The organism is Chloroflexota bacterium, from assembly GCA_026706485.1.
GTDB lineage: Bacteria > Chloroflexota > UBA11872 > UBA11872 > UBA11872 > JAJECS01.
On record JAPOYR010000008.1, the window covers coordinates 24,930 to 45,493 of the forward strand.

Annotated in this window: 19 protein-coding genes; 5 read left to right on the forward strand and 14 right to left on the reverse strand. The window is 68.4% G+C overall.

From position 1 onward, the window contains the following. The first annotated feature begins 50 nt into the window (after window positions 1-50). Entirely contained in the window at window positions 51-599 is a 549-nt protein-coding gene (locus OXG79_06140; protein ID MCY3783347.1) for a hypothetical protein, read from the forward strand. Between the two features lie 92 nt (window positions 600-691). On the opposite strand, the gene OXG79_06145 is transcribed toward OXG79_06140, so the two are convergent. The 7 genes from OXG79_06145 to OXG79_06175 form a co-directional block, all read right to left on the reverse strand. Next, a complete protein-coding gene (locus tag OXG79_06145; GenBank protein MCY3783348.1) occupies window positions 692-1,537 on the reverse strand; it encodes a radical SAM protein in 846 nt (281 codons plus the stop codon). A gap of 502 nt (window positions 1,538-2,039) precedes the next feature. After that, window positions 2,040-3,605 (reverse strand): glucose-6-phosphate dehydrogenase, encoded by a 1,566-nt coding sequence (zwf, locus tag OXG79_06150; protein ID MCY3783349.1) that lies wholly within the window; start codon window positions 3,603-3,605, stop codon window positions 2,040-2,042. Further along, entirely contained in the window at window positions 3,602-5,281 is a 1,680-nt protein-coding gene (locus OXG79_06155; GenBank protein ID MCY3783350.1) for a glucose-6-phosphate isomerase, read from the reverse strand. Before OXG79_06155 ends, zwf begins: the two co-directional genes overlap by 4 nt. A 126-nt stretch (window positions 5,282-5,407) precedes the next feature. Further along, window positions 5,408-6,535, reverse strand: a complete 1,128-nt coding sequence (gene tal, locus OXG79_06160; protein MCY3783351.1) for a transaldolase — start codon at window positions 6,533-6,535, stop codon at window positions 5,408-5,410. Window positions 6,536-6,661: 126 nt separating this feature from the next. Continuing rightward, complete coding sequence (gene rpiB, locus OXG79_06165) at window positions 6,662-7,123, reverse strand: ribose 5-phosphate isomerase B (GenBank protein ID MCY3783352.1); 462 nt, start codon at window positions 7,121-7,123, stop codon at window positions 6,662-6,664. A gap of 258 nt (window positions 7,124-7,381) precedes the next feature. Then, window positions 7,382-8,902, reverse strand: coding sequence for a gluconokinase (locus OXG79_06170; protein MCY3783353.1), 1,521 nt, complete (start codon window positions 8,900-8,902; stop codon window positions 7,382-7,384). 117 nt (window positions 8,903-9,019) lie between these two features. After that, window positions 9,020-9,433 (reverse strand): hypothetical protein, encoded by a 414-nt coding sequence (locus OXG79_06175; protein MCY3783354.1) that lies wholly within the window; start codon window positions 9,431-9,433, stop codon window positions 9,020-9,022. Between the two features lie 93 nt (window positions 9,434-9,526). Between OXG79_06175 and OXG79_06180 the strand changes: the two genes are divergently transcribed. Further along, window positions 9,527-10,525 (forward strand): Gfo/Idh/MocA family oxidoreductase, encoded by a 999-nt coding sequence (locus tag OXG79_06180; GenBank protein ID MCY3783355.1) that lies wholly within the window; start codon window positions 9,527-9,529, stop codon window positions 10,523-10,525. 234 nt (window positions 10,526-10,759) lie between these two features. Here OXG79_06180 and OXG79_06185 read toward each other — a convergent pair whose 3' ends face one another. Then, window positions 10,760-11,161, reverse strand: coding sequence for a hypothetical protein (locus OXG79_06185; GenBank protein MCY3783356.1), 402 nt, complete (start codon window positions 11,159-11,161; stop codon window positions 10,760-10,762). A 103-nt stretch (window positions 11,162-11,264) separates the two neighbouring features. Between OXG79_06185 and OXG79_06190 the strand changes: the two genes are divergently transcribed. Next, entirely contained in the window at window positions 11,265-12,107 is an 843-nt protein-coding gene (locus OXG79_06190) for a sulfurtransferase (protein ID MCY3783357.1), read from the forward strand. Between the two features lie 246 nt (window positions 12,108-12,353). Here OXG79_06190 and OXG79_06195 read toward each other — a convergent pair whose 3' ends face one another. From OXG79_06195 to glpK, 6 genes are all read right to left on the reverse strand, one after another. Beyond that, window positions 12,354-13,124 (reverse strand): sugar phosphate isomerase/epimerase, encoded by a 771-nt coding sequence (locus OXG79_06195; GenBank protein MCY3783358.1) that lies wholly within the window; start codon window positions 13,122-13,124, stop codon window positions 12,354-12,356. A 39-nt stretch (window positions 13,125-13,163) separates the two neighbouring features. After that, window positions 13,164-14,336 (reverse strand): hypothetical protein, encoded by a 1,173-nt coding sequence (locus tag OXG79_06200; GenBank protein MCY3783359.1) that lies wholly within the window; start codon window positions 14,334-14,336, stop codon window positions 13,164-13,166. Window positions 14,337-14,415: 79 nt separating this feature from the next. Continuing rightward, window positions 14,416-14,949 (reverse strand): mismatch-specific DNA-glycosylase, encoded by a 534-nt coding sequence (locus OXG79_06205; GenBank protein MCY3783360.1) that lies wholly within the window; start codon window positions 14,947-14,949, stop codon window positions 14,416-14,418. Window positions 14,950-14,965: 16 nt separating this feature from the next. Next, complete coding sequence (locus tag OXG79_06210) at window positions 14,966-15,907, reverse strand: NAD-dependent epimerase/dehydratase family protein (protein ID MCY3783361.1); 942 nt, start codon at window positions 15,905-15,907, stop codon at window positions 14,966-14,968. A 51-nt stretch (window positions 15,908-15,958) separates the two neighbouring features. Continuing rightward, a complete protein-coding gene (locus OXG79_06215; GenBank protein MCY3783362.1) occupies window positions 15,959-17,920 on the reverse strand; it encodes an acetoacetate--CoA ligase in 1,962 nt (653 codons plus the stop codon). Next, complete coding sequence (glpK, locus tag OXG79_06220; GenBank protein MCY3783363.1) at window positions 17,917-19,392, reverse strand: glycerol kinase GlpK; 1,476 nt, start codon at window positions 19,390-19,392, stop codon at window positions 17,917-17,919. The genes OXG79_06215 and glpK overlap by 4 nt, the downstream gene beginning before the upstream one ends. 63 nt (window positions 19,393-19,455) lie before the next feature. Here glpK and dcd point away from each other — a divergent pair, with 63 nt between their 5' ends. Continuing rightward, entirely contained in the window at window positions 19,456-20,055 is a 600-nt protein-coding gene (dcd, locus tag OXG79_06225) for a dCTP deaminase (GenBank protein MCY3783364.1), read from the forward strand. After that, entirely contained in the window at window positions 20,052-20,537 is a 486-nt protein-coding gene (locus OXG79_06230; GenBank protein ID MCY3783365.1) for an NUDIX domain-containing protein, read from the forward strand. Before dcd ends, OXG79_06230 begins: the two co-directional genes overlap by 4 nt. Window positions 20,538-20,564 lie beyond the last annotated feature (27 nt).

Genomic DNA, 20,564 nt, shown 5'->3' on the forward strand with positions numbered 1-20,564 from the left:
GGGACCCGCGCGTGGACTCGCCGTCGGGCCGTCTGCCACGCCGGATATCGGTGGTCGGCCTCTCCGGATCGGGCAAGACGACCGTCGCCCGGCGACTTGCCCGCCTCGTGGATGCGCCGCACGTCGAGCTGGACGCCCTGCACTGGGTCCATCCGGACTGGGCCGAGCCGTCCGGCGAGGAGTTTCGCGCGGCGGTCGGACGCGCCCTGGCCGGCGACGCCTGGGTCGTCGAGGGCAACTACCGGAGCGCTCGCGCGGTGTATTGGCCACGGGTCGAGATGCTGGTGTGGCTGGACCTGCCGCTGTGGGTAATCACCTGGCGCGTGCTGCGTCGCACGCTGCGGCGCGTAGGGTCCAGCGAGCGCCTGTGGGGGACCCAGCGCGAGACGTTTCGCAGAGGATTCCTGAGCTACGACAGCTTGTGGCTCTGGAATGTCCGCACCCACCGGCCGCGGCGACGCCTCTATCGCGACCTCGCCGCGGAGCTCGAACTTCGCGGTGGACAGGCGGTGCGGCTGCGCTCCCAGCGCACGGTGGACCAGTGGCTGGAGCGCCTGGCGAATCAGAAGCGGTCGGATCGCCAGGAGGGTCTGATGTAGGCCGTAGCCTTGACCCCAATCCGTTCGCCCTGAGCTTGTCGAAGGGGTGACCGAACGGATTGGGGTCGCGAATGACGGCAGCCCTTGCCACTTCAGAGGTCTGCTAACGCCAACTGCGCCGGAGCCGGCGGCGGTCCCAGCACCGGCAACGACTCCTCCATGGGCCCGACCGTCTCCCGGACCGCTTGCGCCCGCGCGTGCAACTCGTTGCTGACCGTCTGGTCGACGTAGCGCGTATCGTCGGGATACAGCCCGCCATAGAGCGGCTCCAGGTGGGGAAAGTACCGCCGCAGGTGGTGCATGAACCAGCGCTTGGGCTCCTGGTCCAGATGCAGCATCACCACGCCCACGCGCCGCGCGCCGTGATCCCTCGCCCGCCGCATCACCGCCTCGATCGCGGCGTTGGAATCCGTCAGGCCCGGCAGCACCGGGGCCATGTTCACCCCCACGTCCAGCTTCAGCCGCGCCAGCTCGGCGACCAGTCGAAATCGCTCGTCCGGCGGCGGCGTTCCCGGCTCGATGCGCCGGGAGAGATTCGCGTCGGCGATGGGAATGGAAACAGTGACGGAAAGCCCGGCGGCGCGCGCCAGGTCCTGCAAGAGATCGCCGTCTCGCCGCAGCAGCGTCGACTTGGTGATCAGGCCGATCGGCGAGCGCGCGGCCAGGAACTCGCGCAGGCAGGCGCGCGTGAGCTTCAGGCGCCCCTCGACCGGCTGATACGGATCGGTCGCCGCGCCCACCGCCACCGTCTCGCGTTTCCACCGCGGCGACTGAAGCTGCGCCCGCAGCCGCTCGGCGACGTTGACTTTGGCGAACACAATGCGCTCGAAGTCCCGCCCACCGTCAAGGTCGAAGTAGGTGTGCGTCTGCCGCGCGTAGCAATACCAGCAGGCGTGGCTGCAGCCGCGGTAGGGATTCAGACTCCACTTGAAGGGCATCCCACGCACGCGATTCAGCGCGGACCGGCACTCAATGGGTCGAACGTCCACCCGCACGGCACGGCTGCCCTTCGCTGCCCTGCCGCCCGACAACTATACCAAACAAAAGGCGAACGCCATAAGCCGAAACGGCCCGAGAAAGCAGGTCAGTTTTGTCCGTCATTCCGGCGAAGGCCGGAATCCAGTCCGGTTCCGCTTGTGCGGCCGGCGATTGCCGGACCTGGACCCCGGCTTGCGCCGGGGTGACGGAGTGCTATTCGACCGCTTCGACAGGGGACGAGCAGATAACCCGCGCAATTGCGCTCAAGAGCCGACCCAGGCGGGTCTCAAACCGTCCGCCACCGCCCGAATTGTGTCTCTGAATCACCTTGGGGCAGGGGTTTTTTGGCATGTTCGGCGTTTAATTTCGACTCCGAATTAGAAGCCCCGCATCCTGAGAGATTCGACGTAGGGGGCAACCCTCGTAGTCGCCCGGTCGCGCCCCCCTGCCGCTACGCCGCCCTTACAACCGCCGCCAGCGGAACCCGTCCGACGCCAGCAGATCGTCGGCCGCATCGGGGCCCCAGGTTCCGGCCTGGTAGGAGTGCAGCGGATGTCCTTCGTCGAAGCGCCACGCGGAGAGCACCGGCATCACCGCCGCCCAGGCCGCCTCGGCCTCGTCTCCCCGGATGAACAGCGTCTGGTCGCCCAGCATCACGTCCAGCAGCAACCGCTCGTAGGCGTCCGGCGATTCCTCGGCGAACCCCTGCCCGTAGCCGAAGTCCATCCGCACCGGACGCACGCGCACGGACGGTCCCGGCTGCTTGGCCTCGAACGTGATCGAAATGCCCTCGTTGGGCTGAATGCGCATCACCAGCCGGTTGGGCGGCACGCCGTCCGAACTCGAGTCGCTGAAGAGCCGGTGCGGCACGCTGCGAAACTGGATCGCGATTTCGGTGGCGCGCTTGGTCAGCCGCTTGCCCGTGCGCATGTAGAACGGCACGCCCTGCCAGCGCCAGCTATCGATGAACCACCGCGCCGCGATATAGGTCTCGGTCAGCGAGTCGGCCGCCACACCGTCTTCGGTGCGATAGGCCGGCACGTCGGAGCCGTTCATGCGTCCGCCGCTGTAGGACGCCCGCACCACGTGCTTGCGCACGTCGGCCACGCTCATGCGCCGCAGCGCCCGCAGCACCTTCACCTTCTCGTCGCGAATCGCGTCGGCGCCAAAATCCACCGGCGGCTCCATGGCCACCACCGCCAGCAGCTGCATCATGTGGTTCTGCATGATGTCCCGCAGCGCCCCGGCCTCTTCGTAGTAGCGGCCGCGGCCCTCGACGCCCACTTCCTCCGCCACCGTGATCTGCACGTGCGACACGTAGCGCCGATTCCACACCGGCTCGAAGATGCTGTTCGCAAAGCGAAACACCAGCACGTTCTGCACCGTCTCCTTACCCAGGTAGTGGTCGATGCGGTAGATCTGGGACTCGTCAAAGACGCTGTTCGCGATGGCGTGCAGCGCGGCGGCGGACTCCAGATCGCGCCCAAACGGCTTCTCGATCACGATGCGGCAGGTGCCGGGGCACTCGGTCAGCCCGGATGCGCCCAGGCGCCTGATGACCTCGGGAAACAGGCTCGGCTGCGTGGCCAGGTAGAAGATGCGGTTGCCGCCGGTCCCGTGCGCCTCCTCCAGCGCCGGGAGCTCCTCCGTCAGTCGGTCGAATCCCTCGTCGTCGCTGGAGTCGCCCCTGAGGTAATGCACCCGCTGCGCGAAGTCGTCCCAGCTCTCGGGCTCCGGCGCCCCGCTGCGCGAGTACTTCGAGGCCGCCTCCAGCAGCTTCGCACGATAGGAGGCGTCGTCCATGGGGCGGCGCCCTTGCCCCACCACCGCGAATCGATCCGGCAATAGTCCGTCCTGCCGCAGGTTGTAGAGCGCCGGGATGAGCTTGCGTCCAGCCAGATCGCCCGATCCGCCGAAGATGATCAGCGCGTGGGGATCGCCGGGCTTCGGGGCGTCATGACTGCCGCGCGCCGCCTGGCCGTCGGCGGCAACGGCCGTAGCGGGCGTCGCCTCTTGCGCGGCGCTCACGACAGCGTCTCCACGACCGCGGCAAGCTCGTCGAGCGCCGCCGCCGGTTCGCTCGCCACCAGCCCGAGCACGCGGCGCTCCTTGTCGCGCAGCGACCGTAGGTCGCCCTCGGCCTGCGCGTCGATCAGCGTGGCAAATCCATAGCCCTCGCCGGGAATCGGCACGTCCGCGCCGTGATCGCCAATGATCTGCATGAAAACGCCCCTATTCGGTCCACCCTTGTGCAGCTGCCCGGTGGAGTGGAGAAACCGCGGACCAAAACCCAAGGTCGTGGCCAGCTTGGTGCGGTCGCGAATCGACGTCTGAATCCGTCGCAGCCGGGCCTCCTGCGCCGGCGTGCGGTCGAGATAGGCGTGGATCGATACATAGCCGCCCGGCGCCGTGTCGCCCAGGAATGCTCTCACCGCCTCGGCAGCGGTCATGCCCGACTCACCGGAAACGCGCAGGGCCTCTCCGGTCTCCGTGGTGGCCTGGTCGGATAGGGGCGACGCGCCGTCCATCACGCCCTCCAGCACCCGCGCCGTGTTGGCCTTGCTCTCCTCGACGTTCGGCTGGTCGAACGGATTGATGCCAAGCACCCATCCGGCGACGGCCGTCGCCAGCTCCCAGCGCCAGAATTCGGCGCCAAGGTCGTGCACGTCGCCCATCGTGAACCGGACCACCGGATGGCCGGCGTCCGCCAGCGCATCCAGGCCGTCCAGCGCCTCGTCGCCGACGGAGATGCCCACGAACACCCGGTCGTCGCCATAGACCGACGAGTCGCCGAGCGCCTCGCCGTCCACCGGCACGATGCCGAGCCCATGCTTGCCGGTGCTCTCGGCAACCAACTGCTCGATCCACGCTCCGATTGGCGCCGTCGTCGGCGAGAGCGCCAGCGTCAGTTTGTCCCGCCCGCGCCGCGCCAGCGCCCCCAGCGCCAGTCCGAGCCAAACCGCCGAGTTTTGCGAGATATCAGTCTCCCGCAGCGCCGCGTGCCCAAACTCGACGGCTCCGCGCAGCACCGCTGCGATATCCAGGCCGACCAGCGCCGCAGGCACGAGCCCGAAGTACGACAACGCCGAATAGCGTCCGCCGATCCGAGGGTCATTCAGAAACGCGCGGGCGAACCCGTCGTCCAACGCGCGCTGGGCGAGCGAGGTGCCGGGGTCCGTGATCACGATGAAGTGCGACCCCGCGTCGGGAAGCCCGCACTCCTCATACCGCGCCCGAAACGTCGCGTAGAGCGTGGCCGTCTCCAGGGTGCCGCCGGACTTGCTCGCCACGATGAAGAGCGTGCGTGCCAGATCGATGGCGCAACTCACCCGCCGCACGGTCGCCGGGTCGGTGGAATCGAGCACCGTCAGGCGCGGCCGCCCGGCGGCCGCCGGCAGCATCGCCGCCATCACCTCCGGCGCCAGGCTGCTCCCGCCCATGCCCAGCAACACCACGTCGTCGATGTCGGCTGATACCTGCGACGCCCACTCCGAAATGGCGTCGGCCTCCGGCTCCAGCCGCTCCGCAATGCGAATCCAGCCCAGCAGGTTGCCGATCTCGGCTCGCTGGCCGGCCTCATCCGACCAGAGCGACGCGTCCTCGTCCGACAGCCGTGGCACCAGCCGTTCCACGCCCGCCCGGGCCTCGGCATCGGAGATGTTGAGGGTCGTGGCGCGCATCGCCAGCCGCGGCGTGGAGGACATGCCTAGGGAACCTCGGAACAGATAGAGTCCTGCGGCATACATAGACCCCAATCCGTTCGCCCTGAGCCTGTCGAAGGGGTTATCGAACGGATTGGGGTCATGCCCACAGCCTTGTTCTGACCGTTCTCAGGCGCCCAGCGAGGCTGCCTTCGCGTCCAGATCGGCCAAGAGCTCGTCGTATGAGTCCACGAACTTCTGGACGCCCTCGTCCTCAAGTTGGTCCATCACCGCGTCCAGGTCGATGCCCAGCCGCTGCAGCCGTTCGAGCACCTCGTCCCAGAAGTCCATATCGGCGCGAACGGTCTCCTGCACCTCGCCCGTATCGCGAAACGCCGTCATGGTGTTCTCGGGCATCGTGTTGACGGTGTCGGGGCCGATCAACTCGTCCACGTAGCGCGTCGGCGGATACGCCGGGTTCTTGGTGCTGGTGCTGGCCCAGAGCGGCCGCTGCCGGCGCGCCCCGCGGGCCGCCAGGCGCTGAAACCGCTCGCCGCCGAAGATTTCCTCGAAGATTCGGTAGCAGGCCTTGGAGTTCGCAATGGCAGCCTGTCCCAGCAGGTCGCGGGCTTCGGTGGCCGCGTCGGGACGGCTGGCCGCCAGCGCCTCCAACTGGTCGTCGACGGCCGTGTCGATGCGGCTCACGAAGGTGCTCGCCACCGACGCCACGGCATCGAGCGACTCGCCGCGCGCGGCGCGCGCTTCGAGCGCGTTCAGATACGACTCGGCCACCGCGCGGTAGACCTCTTGCGCAAAGATCAGCGTGATGTTGACGTTGATGCCCTCGCCCAGCAGCGTCTCGATGGCCGGCAGCCCCTCGCGCGTGGCTGGCACCTTGATCATCAAGTTGCGGTAGTCCACGCGGTCCGCCAGCCGCCGCGCCGCCGCCACCGTCCCGTCGGTATCGCGCGCCAGGTGCGGCGAGACTTCAAGGCTCACGAAGCCGTCCCGGCCCTGCGTCGACTCATAGACCCGCAGCAGGATGTCGCAGGCGGCCCGGATGTCGGCGATCGCCAGCGTCTCGAAGGTCTCCTCGGCGTCCTGGCCGCTGGCGAACAGCGACGCGATCTCTTCGTCGTAGGTATCGCTGCCCGAGATGGCCCCGTGGAAGATCGTCGGATTCGAGGTGATGCCGCGCAGGCCGTCGGTCGCAATCAACTCTTCGAGCTGACCGGACCGGATCAGATCGCGGCTCAGGTAGTCCAGCCAGACGCTCTGGCCCTGGTCGACGAGCTCCTGCAGCGGGTTACGCATCATCAACAGCGACTCCTTTGTCCTCTCACGCCCCAGGGGAAGTCGAGGCCGGACGATTCCCTGCGAACGGGACCACCTGGTTCCGCATTCAGCGTAGCAGCGGCCATTGGCGAGGCTGTGTAGGTCGGGCTACGGCGACAGCCGCTCGCCGCGCTCGAGCGCCTGCACCTTATGCAGCCGGCGCACGTAGCGTTCCTCCGAGTCGGCGAACTCAGCGCCAAGAAACGCCGTCACGATTTCGGCGATCAGCGACATGCCCACGATCGACGAGCCCAGGCAGAGCAGGTTCAGGTCGTCGTGCTCGACGCCCTGGTGCGCCGAATAGGTGTCGTGGCACGTCGCCGCGCGCACGCCGACGATCTTGTTGGCCGCCACGCAGGCGCCCACGCCGCTGCCGCAGACCACAACGCCGCGGTCGGCCTCGCCGTCCACGATGGCCTGTCCCACGGCCGCCGCGTAGTCGGGATAGTCGACCGACGCATCGGAATCCGTGCCGAGGTCCAGCACCTCGTGGCCCGCGTCAACAAGCAGCGCGAGCAGCTCGTCCTTGACCTCAAACCCACGGTGATCGACCCCGACGGCAACGCGCATGCGTGTCTCCAGTCGCGCCAGCAACGGTCCCGCGTCTAAGGATACGCAAGCGCGGCGGGCGCTAAACCCTCGGGGCTGTCCTTTGAACGCAGCTATCCGTCATTCCGAGCGCAGCAATCTGTCATTCCGAGCGCAGCGAGGAATCTAAGGACGCTGTGCCTTCTCCCGGCCCCCTAGATTTCTCGCTTCGCTCGAAATGACAAGGGTGAGACGCAACCGCCCTCGACGCTAGCTTGAGCGGCTCAGGCTGAATCTAAGCTAGGTACCGTCCGCCAACGCGCCCGCGCCGGCCATGCGTCGGTAGAGCCGCTCCTGCCGCTCCATCGCCGCGCGGTAGACCGCTCCGTTGGTCGGACTGGGCTCGAGTGTTTCGCCGCCAAGCTGATCGACCGCCGCCAACGACTCGATGGCCCCAAGCTGAGCCAGCGCCCACAGCGCCGCGCCGCGGCTGGTGGCTTCTATCGCCGCCGACCGCGTCGCGGGTCGCCCAAACGCGTCGGTCACCATCTGCGCCCACACCCTCGACCGTCGGAATCCCCCGCCCGACAGCATGACCGAGTGCGATGGGGGCAACTCGTCGGACAACAGGTCGTAGATGCGCGTGAGGCGATAGGTCACCGCCTCCATGCCCGCCAGCAGCAGCTCCTCCGCCCGCGTGTTCCGTCGCAGGCCGTGGATGGTCGCCCGCGCCTGGTCGTCCCAACCCGGACTGCGCTCGCCGCTGAGAAACGGCAGCAGGGTCACGCCGTGTCCGTCAGGCGGCAAGTCCTCCACCAGCGCGTCCCAGCCCTTCGACGGACCCAAGTCGGTCAGCTCGGCCACCCAGCGCACCATGTTGCCGCCGTCGGTCAGGGCGCCGCCCAACAGCGATCGGTCAGGCGACATGCGGTATTCCCAGAGACCCCGCGGCACCTGCGCGACCGGTCCCGGCACGATGGCCCGCACCGCCGCGCTGGTGCCCAGGTTCACGACTACCGCCGGCGTGTCCGTTTCCGCGGTTCCGACGTTGCTCACCACGCCGTCGCCCACGGCCGGAAACCAGGCCGCCTCGGCAAGCGCCGGCCACCGTTCCGCCCAATCGGCGGCCAGCCCGCGCACGGGAGCGTTCTCGGTGTCGATCCGCCCAAGCGCGTCGGCCTCGAGCTTTAGGGCGTCCAAGGTGGTCCGATCCCAGTCCATTGCACGCCGATCGAGCAATCCGCTCCACGCGGCCGCCGACACCCCGAGACCGCACGGCCGGCCAAAGAGCCGTCCGTAGAGGTATTCACCGAACGAGACCCAGCGATCGACGCTCGCCAGCAGCTCCGGCTGCGTGCGGGCCAGCCAGCGGAACCGTGGCGCCAGGTAGCTGGCGTGCAGCGGACACCCGGTGCGGTCATAGAGCGCCGCCGCGTCCCACTCTTCACGCAGCGCGGCGGCGTCGGCCGCGCTGCGCACGTCGGCGTAGGTATAGACCGGCGTCAGCGCCGCGCCCGCCGCATCCACGCCGACAATGCTCGACGCGAACACGCTGCATCCCACCGCCGCGATATCGCCGGTTCGCGCGTCGGCCCGCGCCATGGTTTCGTCAATGGCTTCAATCACGCGGTCGCTCAACGCTTCGGCGTCCGCGGTGACGCCGCCATCCGTGGTCGAATGGAATCGGTGTTCGACCTTCGCGGCCGTCTTGCGGACCCGGCGGCCGCGGGCGTCATAGAGCGCCGCGCGCGCCGACGAGCTGCCGATATCCAGGCTGAGCGCAAGCGGGGAGGCGGCGTCCGCCAACTTGATCCTGCTCATGTTCGGCAAGCGTGACGCGTCATCGCTTCACCCCTCCCTGACCCTAAAGCTTCCGCCGCCGAGCCACCGACGTCGCCGCCAATATCTTGATTATGTCAATCAGAGGCGCTGCGGTCGCTAGGTGGCGTCAGGTTCCTTCGGCGGCTCTTTCTCGTCCTTCGTCGACTCCGGGCGCAGGCGCTCGCCAACATCCTCGATCACGGACTCGACCTTCCGGCGCAGCTCCTGCGCCTCGGGACGCTGCATGGCGGCATCCACCGCCCCGCGAGCCTTCTCGCCAATCTGTTGCACGTCCTCCCGCACCCGCTGCACGTCGTCGCGCGCCAGCGTCTCCTCGACCTGGCTGCGAGCCTTGGCGCCGAGAGCCTTCGCGTCTTCGCGCAGGCGCTGGGCCTGGTCGCTCGCCAGCGCCTCATCCACCGCCGCCCGCGCCTCGCCGATCCGCTGCTGCACGCGCTCGCTCTTCAGCTCGGCCTCGGCCTGGCGCGCCAACTCGCGCGCCTTTTCCTGCCACGACTGTTTATCCGTCAAAATTTCGACCCCCAAACTCAATAGCTTCACTATGGCAAGCCTACTCCTACCGGCATGGTACGGTCCGATACCCGCGCGCATCTGTGATGTTGCATGCCAATGCCGCGACGCATCGCCGTCACCGAAGTCAACCACTGGCACTCGTCCTTCGACGCCGCCTACCTGCAGGTGCTGCGCGATCTCGACGTCGACATCGTCGGCGTGTCGGACGCGGACCTGGCCCTCGCCGAGGACCGGGCGCGGCGATTCGAGAGTCGTGCGTTCGCCGACTACCGCGCCATGATCGACGAGACCAAGCCGGACTTCGTCGTTGCGCTCGGACGGCATATCGACATGCCGGCCATCGCCCGCTTCCTCATCGAAGCCGACATTCCTTTCATGATGGAAAAGCCGATGGGCACGACGGCCGAGGACGTGAACGCGCTGGCCGACCTTGCCGAGGCGCGCGGCGCCTGGGCGGCGGTGCCGTTCCCCAACCGCCTGCTGCCGTGGGCCGTTCGGGCCAAGGCCATGATCGAGGCCGGCGAGTTCGGAAAAATCTCGCACGTGGTGATGCGCCTCATCCGCCCCACCATGCAGCGCTATGTCGAATGGGACTCGCCCTGGATGTGGGACCGGGAGCTGGCCGGCGGCGGCGCGCTGCTCAACCTCGGCGGCCACGGCATGGACCTCGCTCGGATGCTTTTCGGTCCGGATGTGTCGGTCGCGACCGCGGTCATCAGCAACCGCGTGCACCAGGCGCAGGTCGAGGACTACGCCCTGGCCACGTTGCGGAACGGCGACGGCGCGCTCATCCACGTCGAGGTCGGATACACCTGGCCCACTTGGCCCGCCAACGAGAGCGACCTCGAATTCAAGGTCGCCGGCGAGAAGGCGGCGCTGCGCGTGGTGCCCGGCGGCCTGCAAGTCATCGCGCCGGGACGCGACGACCGGTATCCCGGCGCGGCGTCCGCCGCCGGCAACTACCCGCCCCTGATCTCGGACATGCTGGAGCGCGCCGGGCGCGGCGATCCGCCGGCCATCACCGCCAGGGATTGCGCCAACGCCATGCAGCTGGTCCACGACGCCTACCGCCTCGCCGGACGCCAGTAGCCCCGCTCAGAGTTCAGAGTTGGCTGAATCACGCTGGCGCGTCCCCCGATCCGTTCGCCCTGAGCAACGTCGAAGGGCGCCGTTCATGGTTCGACTGGCTCACCACGAACGGCGGTGGGCAAACCACGAGAGTTCCCCGTTCGCCCTCGTATTGAGCGCGGGGCAGGCTCTGACCTTGTCGGAGGAGCTATAGAGCGAATTGGGGTGAGGCCATTGGCTCACCCCAAGGATTCCCTAGTCCGGCACCGCCAGGTCGATCCCCAGCGGCTCGAGCTCAGCGGCCAGCTCGATCAACTCGTCGACGGCATTCTCCAGCCTCGACGCGATGCGCGCCGCCGCCTCATCCACGCCGTCCGACTCCGACGGCAAGTGGATCTCCCGCGAGTAGCACCCGGCAAACGTGCACGCACCCGGGAAGAAACGCGACCTTCTGACCGGCATGAATCCCATCACCCGCAGCGCGTGGCTCTCCCGAAACCGCCGCGACATGCTCGTGATGGCCGGCGCCGGCTGCACGTGCAGCCACCCGGCCCCGTCGGCCTCGCGCGCGATCACGAAACGAAATCGTCCCGACGACCGCCGCGCCACTTCCACCGCGGCCTCGGAATGCCCCGGGCCCGAAAACGGCTCACGCATCACGGCTCACGTTTTTCTGTTGTAGGTGGCAATCCCGGCTGCCAAGATACATAGGCAAGCAGCCTGACAAACTTAACAACGGCACGACGCAAGGAGCATCCCCATGGCTGAATACGCAAACCCGGACGCGCTCGTCAGCGCGGACTGGGTCGCCGAGCACGGCGCCGACCCGAACGTCCGGCTCATCGAGGTGGACGTCGACACCACCGCCTACGAATCCGGTCACATCGCCGGCGCCGTCGGCTGGAACTGGCAGTCCCAGCTTTCCGACCAGGTGCGGCGCGACATCGCCACCCAGTCCCAATGGGAAGAGTTGCTGGGCGCCTCCGGCATCTCCAACGACACCCACGTGGTCCTCTACGGCGACAACAACAACTGGTTCGCGGCCTTTGCCTACTGGATCTTCAAGCTCTACGGGCACGAGTCCGTGAGCCTGATGAACGGCGGGCGCTTGAAGTGGGAGAAGGACGGGCGCGCGCTGACGACCGATGCACCGTCGGTCGCCGCCGCGTCCTACCAGGCCAAGGCCCCCGACGCCGCCCTGCGAGCGTTTCAGCACAACGTCCTCGACGCGCTTGGCGACAGCGAATCGGTCATGATCGACGTCCGCTCGCCGGCCGAGTTCAACGGCGAGATCATGGCCCCTCCGGGCCTGCCCGAGACCGCGCAGCGCATGGGTCACATCCCCGGCGCGCACAACGTGCCCTGGCTCACGGCGGTCAACGAGGAGGACGGCACGTTTAAGTCCGCCGACGAGCTGCAGGAGATTTACGGCGGCAAGGGCGCCAGCGCCGAGAAGGACATCATCGCCTACTGCCGCATCGGCGAGCGGTCCTCGCACACCTGGTTCGCGCTCAAGGAGCTGCTCGGGTTGCCCAACGTGCGTAACTACGACGGCTCGTGGACCGAGTGGGGCTCGATGATCGGCGTGCCCATCGAGAAGTAGGCCGCCGGGGAGCGGGGCGCTCCGAGTACGGCCTTCCCGCGCGTGTGGCCCCCTATCTGTCATTCCGAGCGCCCAATCTGTCATTCCGAGCCGCAGGCGAGGAATCTAAGGACGCTGCGCCGTTTCCCCGCCCCCTAGATTTCTCGCTCCGCTCGAAATGACATCGGTGGCCCGCGCGGCGTGCGGCGTGGGACCTGCCGCGGATGAATCGCCATGCCGCATCTCGCGGCACATCGACCCGCCGGACTAGGCCTGGGCCATCACCCGCTTGAGAATCTCGAAGCTCCGGATCATCGCGTCGCGGGGGTCCGGCAGCTTCGGGTTCATCTCGATCGAAATCTGCCCGTCGTAGCCGTGCCGCCGCAGCGCGCGCACGGCGTCCACCAGGTCCTGTTCCTGCTGGAGCCCGTCCAGCAGCGCCATGTGATCGTCCAGCTCGCCGCGGTTGTCGTCGAAGTGGACGAACGTCATCAGGTCGCCCAGCGCCGCCACGGCGTCCGGCACGCTCTCGCGGCTGATCTGGGCGTGGCCGATATCCAGCAGCACGTACAGGTTGGGATGCCCCACCTCCTCGACGAAGGCCAACGTCTCCGCCACGCTCGGCAGCGCGTAGCCGGGAAAGTGCTCGATGCCGAACTTGATGCCCAGGCGCGCGGATTCCGCGGTGAGCGCCACCACCGCCTCGCGGAAACGCGCCCGCGACGCCGGATCAACCGCCGAGGCCGACGCCGGCGGCAGGTAGACAAACTCGGCATTCAGCTCCGCAGCCTCGGCCATCCCCGCGCGCACGTGATCCAACGCTGCGGTCCGCGCCGCGGCATCGGCGGCCTCCAGCGCCGCGCCCTCCGGCAGCAGGTGCGCGATCGCCACGCTGGCCACCGGCAAGCCGCTGGCCGCGTCCCACCCGGCGGCGAATCCCGGGTCCACGTCGATCGCCTCGAAGCCCACGTCCTTGGCCCAGGCCGCGGCCACATGGGGGTCTTCGGGCAGGGACCACAAGCAGGCGCCGATCCGCATGTCGAGCTCCTTCGGCAGGTGCGACGTTTCGCGGGCGTGTCAGTCGGTGTGGAGCGAGGCCTCGAGCACGAGGCACGCGCCATCGAGCGCACGCAGGGTAGCGCGTAGACCGGCGGGGATGCCCACGTGATCCCGCGGGCCCAGCTCAACCGAGACCCCAGCCATGGCGAGATTCAGGCGTCCCTCGCGTACCGAGAGGATGTGGAACTCGTCGAAGCTGAGCGACATCGCCTCCTCGCCCACGTGCAGGGCCGCCAGCTCCAGGCCGCCGGTGGCGGGCCGGGCCGTGCGCTCGGCGTCGATGAGCACTCGTCGTTCCCCGGCCGGCGCCTGCCGGATGGCGGTCAGCGCCGGCGCGAGGTGGACGGATCGGTTCATGCCCGACGACTCGAGCGGCGTCTCCGGCCAGTCGTGCGTGGGCGACGGCCGCGGCTCGACGTCGAAGAACACGCCCCACCCATCCAGCGTCCGCGAGCCGAACACGAACGGCACGAAGTGGTCGTGGCCGCTCAGGTTGTCGAACCCGTGGTCCAGCATCGGCGGAATCGGCATGGCGTAGGGCGCGGTCACGGTCGCGGCGCGGCCGTCGAGCAGCGTCCGCCCGTGTACGCCCTCGTACCCCAGATGAATCTCCACTTGCAGCGCGTGCCGGTGCGTCGTCGCGCCCCCGCTGGCCGCCGTCACGAAGGCGGAGTTCCACGAGACGTGATCGCCGTACACCAGCGGCACGATCACCACCTCGATGCCCGGCACCTTGTAGCTCGCCTGCTCGGGCAGATCGTCGTCGCGCATCGGGAGGATGCCGTCCGACGCGCGGATGGCGTCGATCACGGCCTTAAACCGGTCCCTCACCGCACGCGTTTCTGACGGCACGTCGTCACCCGAGAGCGCGGCTAGCACCTCATCGCTCCACGCGTGATACCAGGCCAGCGTCGGCGCGGCGGCGCGCAGATCGGCCGGCACCGGACGCATCGCCAGCGCTTGCAGGTCGCGCAACCGGCGCTGCGCCGTTTGGACGGCCGGCACGGCGCTGTAGGGGTCCAGCGCCAGACGCGTGGCGTGGAACGCCCCAACCGTCTGCGTGCGATAGGCGTAGGCGTAGAGGCGGGCGAGATCGATGTCGGCCTGCGTGAGCTCCGAAACGTCCCGCCGACCGTCAATCGCCGCCTGCGCCAGCGCCGCCAGGTCGCGATAGCAGGGACTCATTGGCATGGACGCGCCCGGGCAAGACCGGGGTATACCGAAGGGCAGTCTAATGTTTGACGGCGATTGATGGCTTGCACCGTTCGGCTCAGTCGGCCTTGAGCTCGTCTCGAAGCACTCTGAGCCGCCTGTAAAGGCTGACTAGGTCTTCCAATGTGTACCCCCTGGCCTCACGACTGGGATTGGGCACAAGAAACACCCTTGAATGTTCCAGAAGCCGCGGCTGAAGTCCCGGCTTCGGACGAGATTTCACTCCTTCTCCGTATTCGAGGAAGTAGCGGTATCCCTCCATGCCCTGGAAACACACGATCAGTGGCCTGAAGCACCTAATCTTGTTCTTGAGGATGGGTGCCGCCTCGCGGTAATCACTGATAGTGAGATCGCTCGCGCTGCGAGTCGGCCGTTTCACGACATCCGTAAGGCCGATTCCATACTCCAACACTCGGTAGTCACTCTCGGAATCCAGCGGTTCGCCAAACAGCCCTGATTGATTGACAGCGCACCAGAATCTATTGCTCTTCCTGGCGTAGTAGCGCCCTGTCTTGGCCGAGTACTCACCTGGATTGATACCCACGAACACGATATCGAGACCGGGTTCGAGGTAATCCGGGAGTGTTTTCACAAACAGTGCCCTTGACCTACGCCGGCGCGCCCAGGGCATCCAGGTTGGCGGCGGTCATGCGCTCCAGGTCGAAGCGCGGTTCCCAGCCCCAGTCCGCGCGCGCCGCCGAGTCGTCCATGCGCGACGGCCAGCTGTCCACGATGTCCGCCCGCACCGGATCGATGTCGAACCGCAGGCGGGCCTCGGGCAGCCGCGCCTGCACCGCGTCTACCATCTCCTGGACGCTCGGACCGGCCCCGATGATGTGATAGACGCGGCGCGAGAGGCTGTCCTCATCGGCGTCGTTGAGGAGCTGCAGCGCGCCCACCACGTCGTCCACCCAGACGATCGGGACGCGGGTGTTCGGATAGACATAGAGGTCGTATTTCCCCTCACGCACGGCCTTGACGAAGAGATCGCAGACGAAGGCGCTGGCCGCGCCGCCCGCCGGCGCCGTTGGGGCCACCATCGCGGCCAGCCGCACCGCCCGGAAATCCAACCCAAACCGCTGGTGGTAGTACACCCCCAGGCGCTCGCCGAGCACCTTGGTCACGCCGTAGAGTCCCGACGGCCACTGCGGCACGTCTTCTGTGATCGGCTCGGGCAACCCGGCGCCGTAGGTCGCCACCGTGCTCGTAAACACCACCCTGCCGATTCCGAACCTGCGCGCCGCCTCCAGGACGTTGCGCGTCCCGTCCACGTTCACGCGCCATGCCAGCTCGGAGTCGGTTTCCGCCAAGCCGGACAGGATCGCCGCGAGATGGAAGATCGCGTCGGGCCGAAACTCCGCCACGACCTCGTCCACCGCCGCCGCGTCCTGCACGCTGCCAATGCGCGCGTCGACCTGCGCGAAGGCGTCCGACGGCACGACCGGCTCGTCGCTGACGTCCAGCGACAGCACCTCATCGCCGCGGGCGACGAGCGCCGCCGACAGGCGCGACCCAATGCTCCCCGCGCCACCGAAGATCAGTGCCCGCATCGCTCTGCGCCTCTCAGTCGAAACCGCGCAACGGCGGCCCAATCATGATATTCACTTCGCGGCGCCCGCCAGCAGGTCGTCCCGCGCGCGCTCGAACGCATCCAGGCACTCAGGGTTCGCCAGCGCCTCCCGGTTCGGCACGCCCTCGCCGCGCAGAATCCGCGTCACCGCCAGCTCGGCCAGCTTGCCGTTGCGGGTTCGCGGCACGGCGGGAACCTCCACGATCCGTCGCGGCGCATGCCGCGGCGAGGCTTCGCGCCGGATCACCGTGCGCAGCGCGTTCACGCGCTCGCGTGAAAGCCCGGCGCCGTCGCCGACGACCACGAAGAGCACGATTTCCTCCGACGCTCCGCGCGCCATGCCGGCCGCCAGCGCGTCAGCCACCCAGGCGATCCGCTCGAGCGGACGGTAGATCTCCGCCGTGCCGATCCGAACGCCGCCGGGATTCAGCGTGGCGTCGCTGCGGCCGTACATGACCACGCCGCCTCTGGGCGTAATCTCGATGAAGTCACCGTGATGCCATACCTCGGGATAGGCCTCGAAGTAGGCGCGGCGATAGGCCTGTCCGTCGGCGTCATTCCAGAACCGCACCGGCATCGAGGGAAAGGGACGGCGGCACACCAACTCGCCCTGGGTCCCTACAACCGGCGTCCCCGCCGCATCGAACGCCGCCACGTCCATGCCCAGGCCCAGGCACTGGATCTCGCCGGCGTACACCGGGAGCAACGGATTCCCCAGCACGAAGCACGAGACGATGTCCGTGCCGCCCGCGATCGACGAGATGCGCACGTCCGGACCGGCCGCGGCCTGGGTCCAGCGGAACGCCGCCGGCGACAGCGGCGATCCGGTGGAAAGCACCGCTCGCAGGGAGCGATGCGCCCAGGTCGGCGTCCGCCGCCGCATGCAGGTTTCCAGGAACGGCGCGCTGGTGCCGAAGATCGTTATGTCAAGCTCGTCGATCAACCGCCACAGCCGGCCCAAGCCCGGATGCCCCGCGCTCCCGTCGTAGAGCACCAGCGTGCAGCCCGCAGCCAGCCCCGTCACCAGCCAGTTCCACATCATCCAGCCGCAAGTCGTGACATAGAGCATCACGTCGTCCGAGGTCACGTCCGTGTGCAGCTGGTGCTCCTTGCGGTGCTGCACCAGGCTGCCGCCCGCGCCGTGGACCATGCACTTGGGCGGGCCGGTCGTGCCCGAGGAATACAGGATGTACAGCGGGTGATCGAACGGCAGCGCCGCGAACGCCAGCGGTTCGGCCTCCGGGCGCTTCACAAAGTCGTCCCACGAAATCCAACCGTCAACGGCAACCGTCTCGCCCTCCGGCGCCACGACCACGACCTGCCGCAGGCCCGGAAGCTCCGTGGCGACCGCGCGCACGGTGTCCACGCAGTCGAAGTGGCGCCCGCCGTAGCGATAGGCCGCGCTGGCAATGAGCAGCTTGGGCGCAATCTGGCCCAGGCGGGCCAGCGCCGCCTGCGCCCCGAAGTCCGGCGAGCACGCGCTCCAGATGGCCCCGATGCTGGCGCTGGCCAGGAACGCCACGATGGCCTCGACGCCGTTGCCGATCATGCCGGCTACGCGATCGCCCGACGTGATTCCTGCCTCGCGCATGGCGTCGGCGCAGCATTCCACCTGGCGATGCAGCTGCCGGTAGCTGACGGTTGCCGTCACGCCCTCCTCGGTGACGGCGATCAGCGCGGGGTGGTCGTCACGACGCCGCAGGCAGTTCTTGGCGTAGTTGAGGCGCGCCCCGGGAAACCACTCCGTGCCGGGCATCCGGTCGGGCCCTTTGACACGCTCGGCGGGAGTGTCGAACTGGATGTCCGCGAACTCGGCGAAGAGACCCCAAAACGCCTCCCGCTCATCCACCGACCAGCGGTGCAACGCGGCGTAGTCGGCAAACGTCCGACCCGCGCGCGTCTCAGCCTCGCGCCAGAACCGCCCAAGCAGCGTGCGCTGGCGGGCATCCGGCGACGGTCGCCACAACGGATCGGGATGTGCCGTCTGCGTCACGCGTCCGGCTCCTCGTCGGGCGCCCAGCGGCGAGCCCGATCGACGGCGGCCCGCCATGTCTCCCGCGACACGGCGCCCAGATCGCCGCGCGCCTCGATCACGCGATCGGGCGGACGGCAACGCCGAATCTCATCCGCCGTGGCCCAGACGCCCGCCGACAGTCCCGCGAGGAACGCCGCGCCCAGGGCCGTAGTCTCCAGCTGCGCGGGGCGAACCACAGGCCGACCCGCGATCGCAGCCTGCAGCTCCAGCAGCAAGTCGCTGCCCGCCGCCCCGCCGTCCACGCGCAGCGGCGCATCGCTTGGGTCCATCGTGTCGAGCACGTCCGCGATCTGGTGCGCGATGGCTTCCAGCGCGGCGCGGCAGAGGTGATCGGCGGTGACTCCCGCGGTCAGCCCCACGATCACTCCGCGCGCCCGCGGGTCCCAGTTGGGCGTACCCAGGCCGGCGAACGCCGGCACGATCACCGCGCCCGCGGCATCCGGCACGCGTCGCGCGCGAACCTCGCACTCCGCGGCCTGCGCGATGAGTCCCAGACCGTCGCGCAACCACTGGATCAGCGCGCCGGCCACGAACACGCTGCCCTCCCGCGCGTAAGTCACGCGTCCCTCGCGGCGCCAGGCGACGGTGGTGAGCAGTCCCTCGACGTCCGCCGGCCGCTCCTCGCCGGCGACCTGCAGCAAAAACCCGCCCGTGCCGTAGGTCACCTTGGTATCGCCCGGCGCAAGGGCCAGGTGGCCGAACAACGCCGCCTGCTGGTCCCCGGCGAGACTGGTGATTGGGATGTTCGCCGGGAGGCCCGAGCCCTCGCCGGTGCGGGCGATCTCGCCGGCGGAGTCGACGATCGTCGGCAGCGCCTCGCGCGGCACGCCGAACAGCTCCAGCAATTCGTCGCACCACGTTCGCGTTGCCAGGTCCATCAGCATCGTGCGCGAGGCGTTCGAGACATCGGTGACGTACGCGCCTCCGGTCAGATTCCATAGGACCCACGTATCCACCGTGCCCAGCCGCAGGCTGCCGCGCTGCGCCGCCTCGCGCACCGGGTCATGGTGGGCCAACATCCACTCATACGCCGTGGCCGAGAAGTAGGGGTCGACCGTCAGCCCTGTCAGCGAAGCAACGCGCGGTCCCCATCCGTCCGCGCGCAACGCCTCGCACCGCGGCGCCGTGCGCCGGTCCTGCCACACGACCGCCGGCGCAAGCGGGAGTCCCGAAACGGCGTCCCACGCCACCGCCGTTTCGCGTTGATTGGTGACGCCAATGGCCGCCAGCGGCGGGTCGCCGGCGTCGGCGAGCGCAAGTTGCGCCGCGCGCTGTACGCTACGCCGGATCTCCGCCGCATCCTGCTCGACCCAGCCGGGCCGGGGGTGGTGGGCGGCGATCGGGACGCGCCCCTGACCCGCCACGGTTGCATCCGGCGCCACGACCAGCGCCGCGGTGCCGCTGGTTCCCTGGTCGATCGCAAGGATCACGGCGGTGCCTGAGTCCGAGGGGTCGGGTACGGTAGCATGACGTTCAACAGGGGTTGCGCACGAGTGGTTCTCAGCGATAGGAGCCTACGCGAGGTCATCGCCTCAGGGCGCCTTCGCATCGAGCCGTTTGACGATGCCGCGGTACAGCCGTCCAGCATCGACCTGCGGCTCGGCACCGTCATGCGGGTATTCCTGAACCACACCGACACGCACATCGACCCACGCATAGATCAGGAAACGTTAACTGAGCAGGTGTCCATTCGTCCCGGTGAGCCGTTTGTGCTGCATCCCGGCGAGTTCGTCCTCGGCGGCACCATGGAGCACGTCGCCATGCCGGACGATCTGGTCGGTCGGATCGAAGGCAAGAGCTCGCTCGGACGCCTCGGCCTGATGGTGCACAGCACCGCCGGCTACGTTGATCCGGGTTTCCAGGGCAAGTTCACGCTGGAGCTGGCCAACATTGCCACCCTGCCGATCCTGCTCTGGCCCACCATGAAGATTGGTCAACTCTCCATCATGCATTTGACCACCCCTGCCGAGCGGCCCTACGGATCGCCCGGTCTCGGCAGCAAGTATCAGGGCCAGCCGGAGTCGACGCCCAGCCGGGCGCATCTGGGATTTTCCGAAGTCCCGAACCACCATGGAGGCAACGAATCAGGATGACCGCCGAACCGCAGCAACCGTCCGCCGTCAACAACGAAGACGAGCCGTATCTGGAATCCTCCGGCGGCGTCGTCTACCGCGTGCGCCAGGGTCGCATTCAGGTGGCGCTGGTGCAGACGCAGCGCGGCGCCTGGGTCCTGCCCAAGGGCGCCGTCGAGCGCGGCGAGGCGCCCGACGACGCCGCCGTGCGTGAAGTCCTGGAGGAGACCGGCATCGTCAGCGACGTGCAGGAAAACCTGGGCGAGATTCGCTACGAGGTTCGGCCCGACCTGTGGACGGGGTTCGTGCCAAAGATCGTGCATCAATACCTGCTGCTGGCGCGCGGCGGCAACATCCGGCCCGACCCCGCCGAACACGTGGAAGCGCGTTGGGTCAGCGTGTCGGACGCCATTCGCATGCTGCATCACGCCAACGAGCGCACGGTCATGGTGCGCGCCGAGGAAAGTCTGCGGCGGATGGTGCCCGAGGGCGCCACACCCTAGGAGACGCCCTCGCTGCATCGCCGCGAC

What these genes read in the sequence shown, in the direction of transcription:
- OXG79_06145 (MCY3783348.1), bottom strand. Translation starts at nt 1,537, where the DNA reads ATGCCCTTCAAGTGGAGTCTGAATCCCTACCGCGGCTGCAGCCACGCC.
- OXG79_06155 (MCY3783350.1), bottom strand. Translation starts at nt 5,281, where the DNA reads ATGTCCTCCACGCCGCGGCTGGCGATGCGCGCCACGACCCTCAACATC.
- tal (MCY3783351.1), bottom strand. Translation starts at nt 6,535, where the DNA reads ATGATGCGTAACCCGCTGCAGGAGCTCGTCGACCAGGGCCAGAGCGTC.
- rpiB (MCY3783352.1), bottom strand. Translation starts at nt 7,123, where the DNA reads ATGCGCGTTGCCGTCGGGGTCGATCACCGTGGGTTTGAGGTCAAGGAC.
- OXG79_06170 (MCY3783353.1), bottom strand. Translation starts at nt 8,902, where the DNA reads ATGAGCAGGATCAAGTTGGCGGACGCCGCCTCCCCGCTTGCGCTCAGC.
- OXG79_06180 (MCY3783355.1), top strand. Translation starts at nt 9,527, where the DNA reads ATGCCAATGCCGCGACGCATCGCCGTCACCGAAGTCAACCACTGGCAC.
- OXG79_06185 (MCY3783356.1), bottom strand. Translation starts at nt 11,161, where the DNA reads ATGCGTGAGCCGTTTTCGGGCCCGGGGCATTCCGAGGCCGCGGTGGAA.
- OXG79_06190 (MCY3783357.1), top strand. Translation starts at nt 11,265, where the DNA reads ATGGCTGAATACGCAAACCCGGACGCGCTCGTCAGCGCGGACTGGGTC.
- OXG79_06195 (MCY3783358.1), bottom strand. Translation starts at nt 13,124, where the DNA reads ATGCGGATCGGCGCCTGCTTGTGGTCCCTGCCCGAAGACCCCCATGTG.
- OXG79_06200 (MCY3783359.1), bottom strand. Translation starts at nt 14,336, where the DNA reads ATGCCAATGAGTCCCTGCTATCGCGACCTGGCGGCGCTGGCGCAGGCG.
- OXG79_06210 (MCY3783361.1), bottom strand. Translation starts at nt 15,907, where the DNA reads ATGCGGGCACTGATCTTCGGTGGCGCGGGGAGCATTGGGTCGCGCCTG.
- OXG79_06230 (MCY3783365.1), top strand. Translation starts at nt 20,052, where the DNA reads ATGACCGCCGAACCGCAGCAACCGTCCGCCGTCAACAACGAAGACGAG.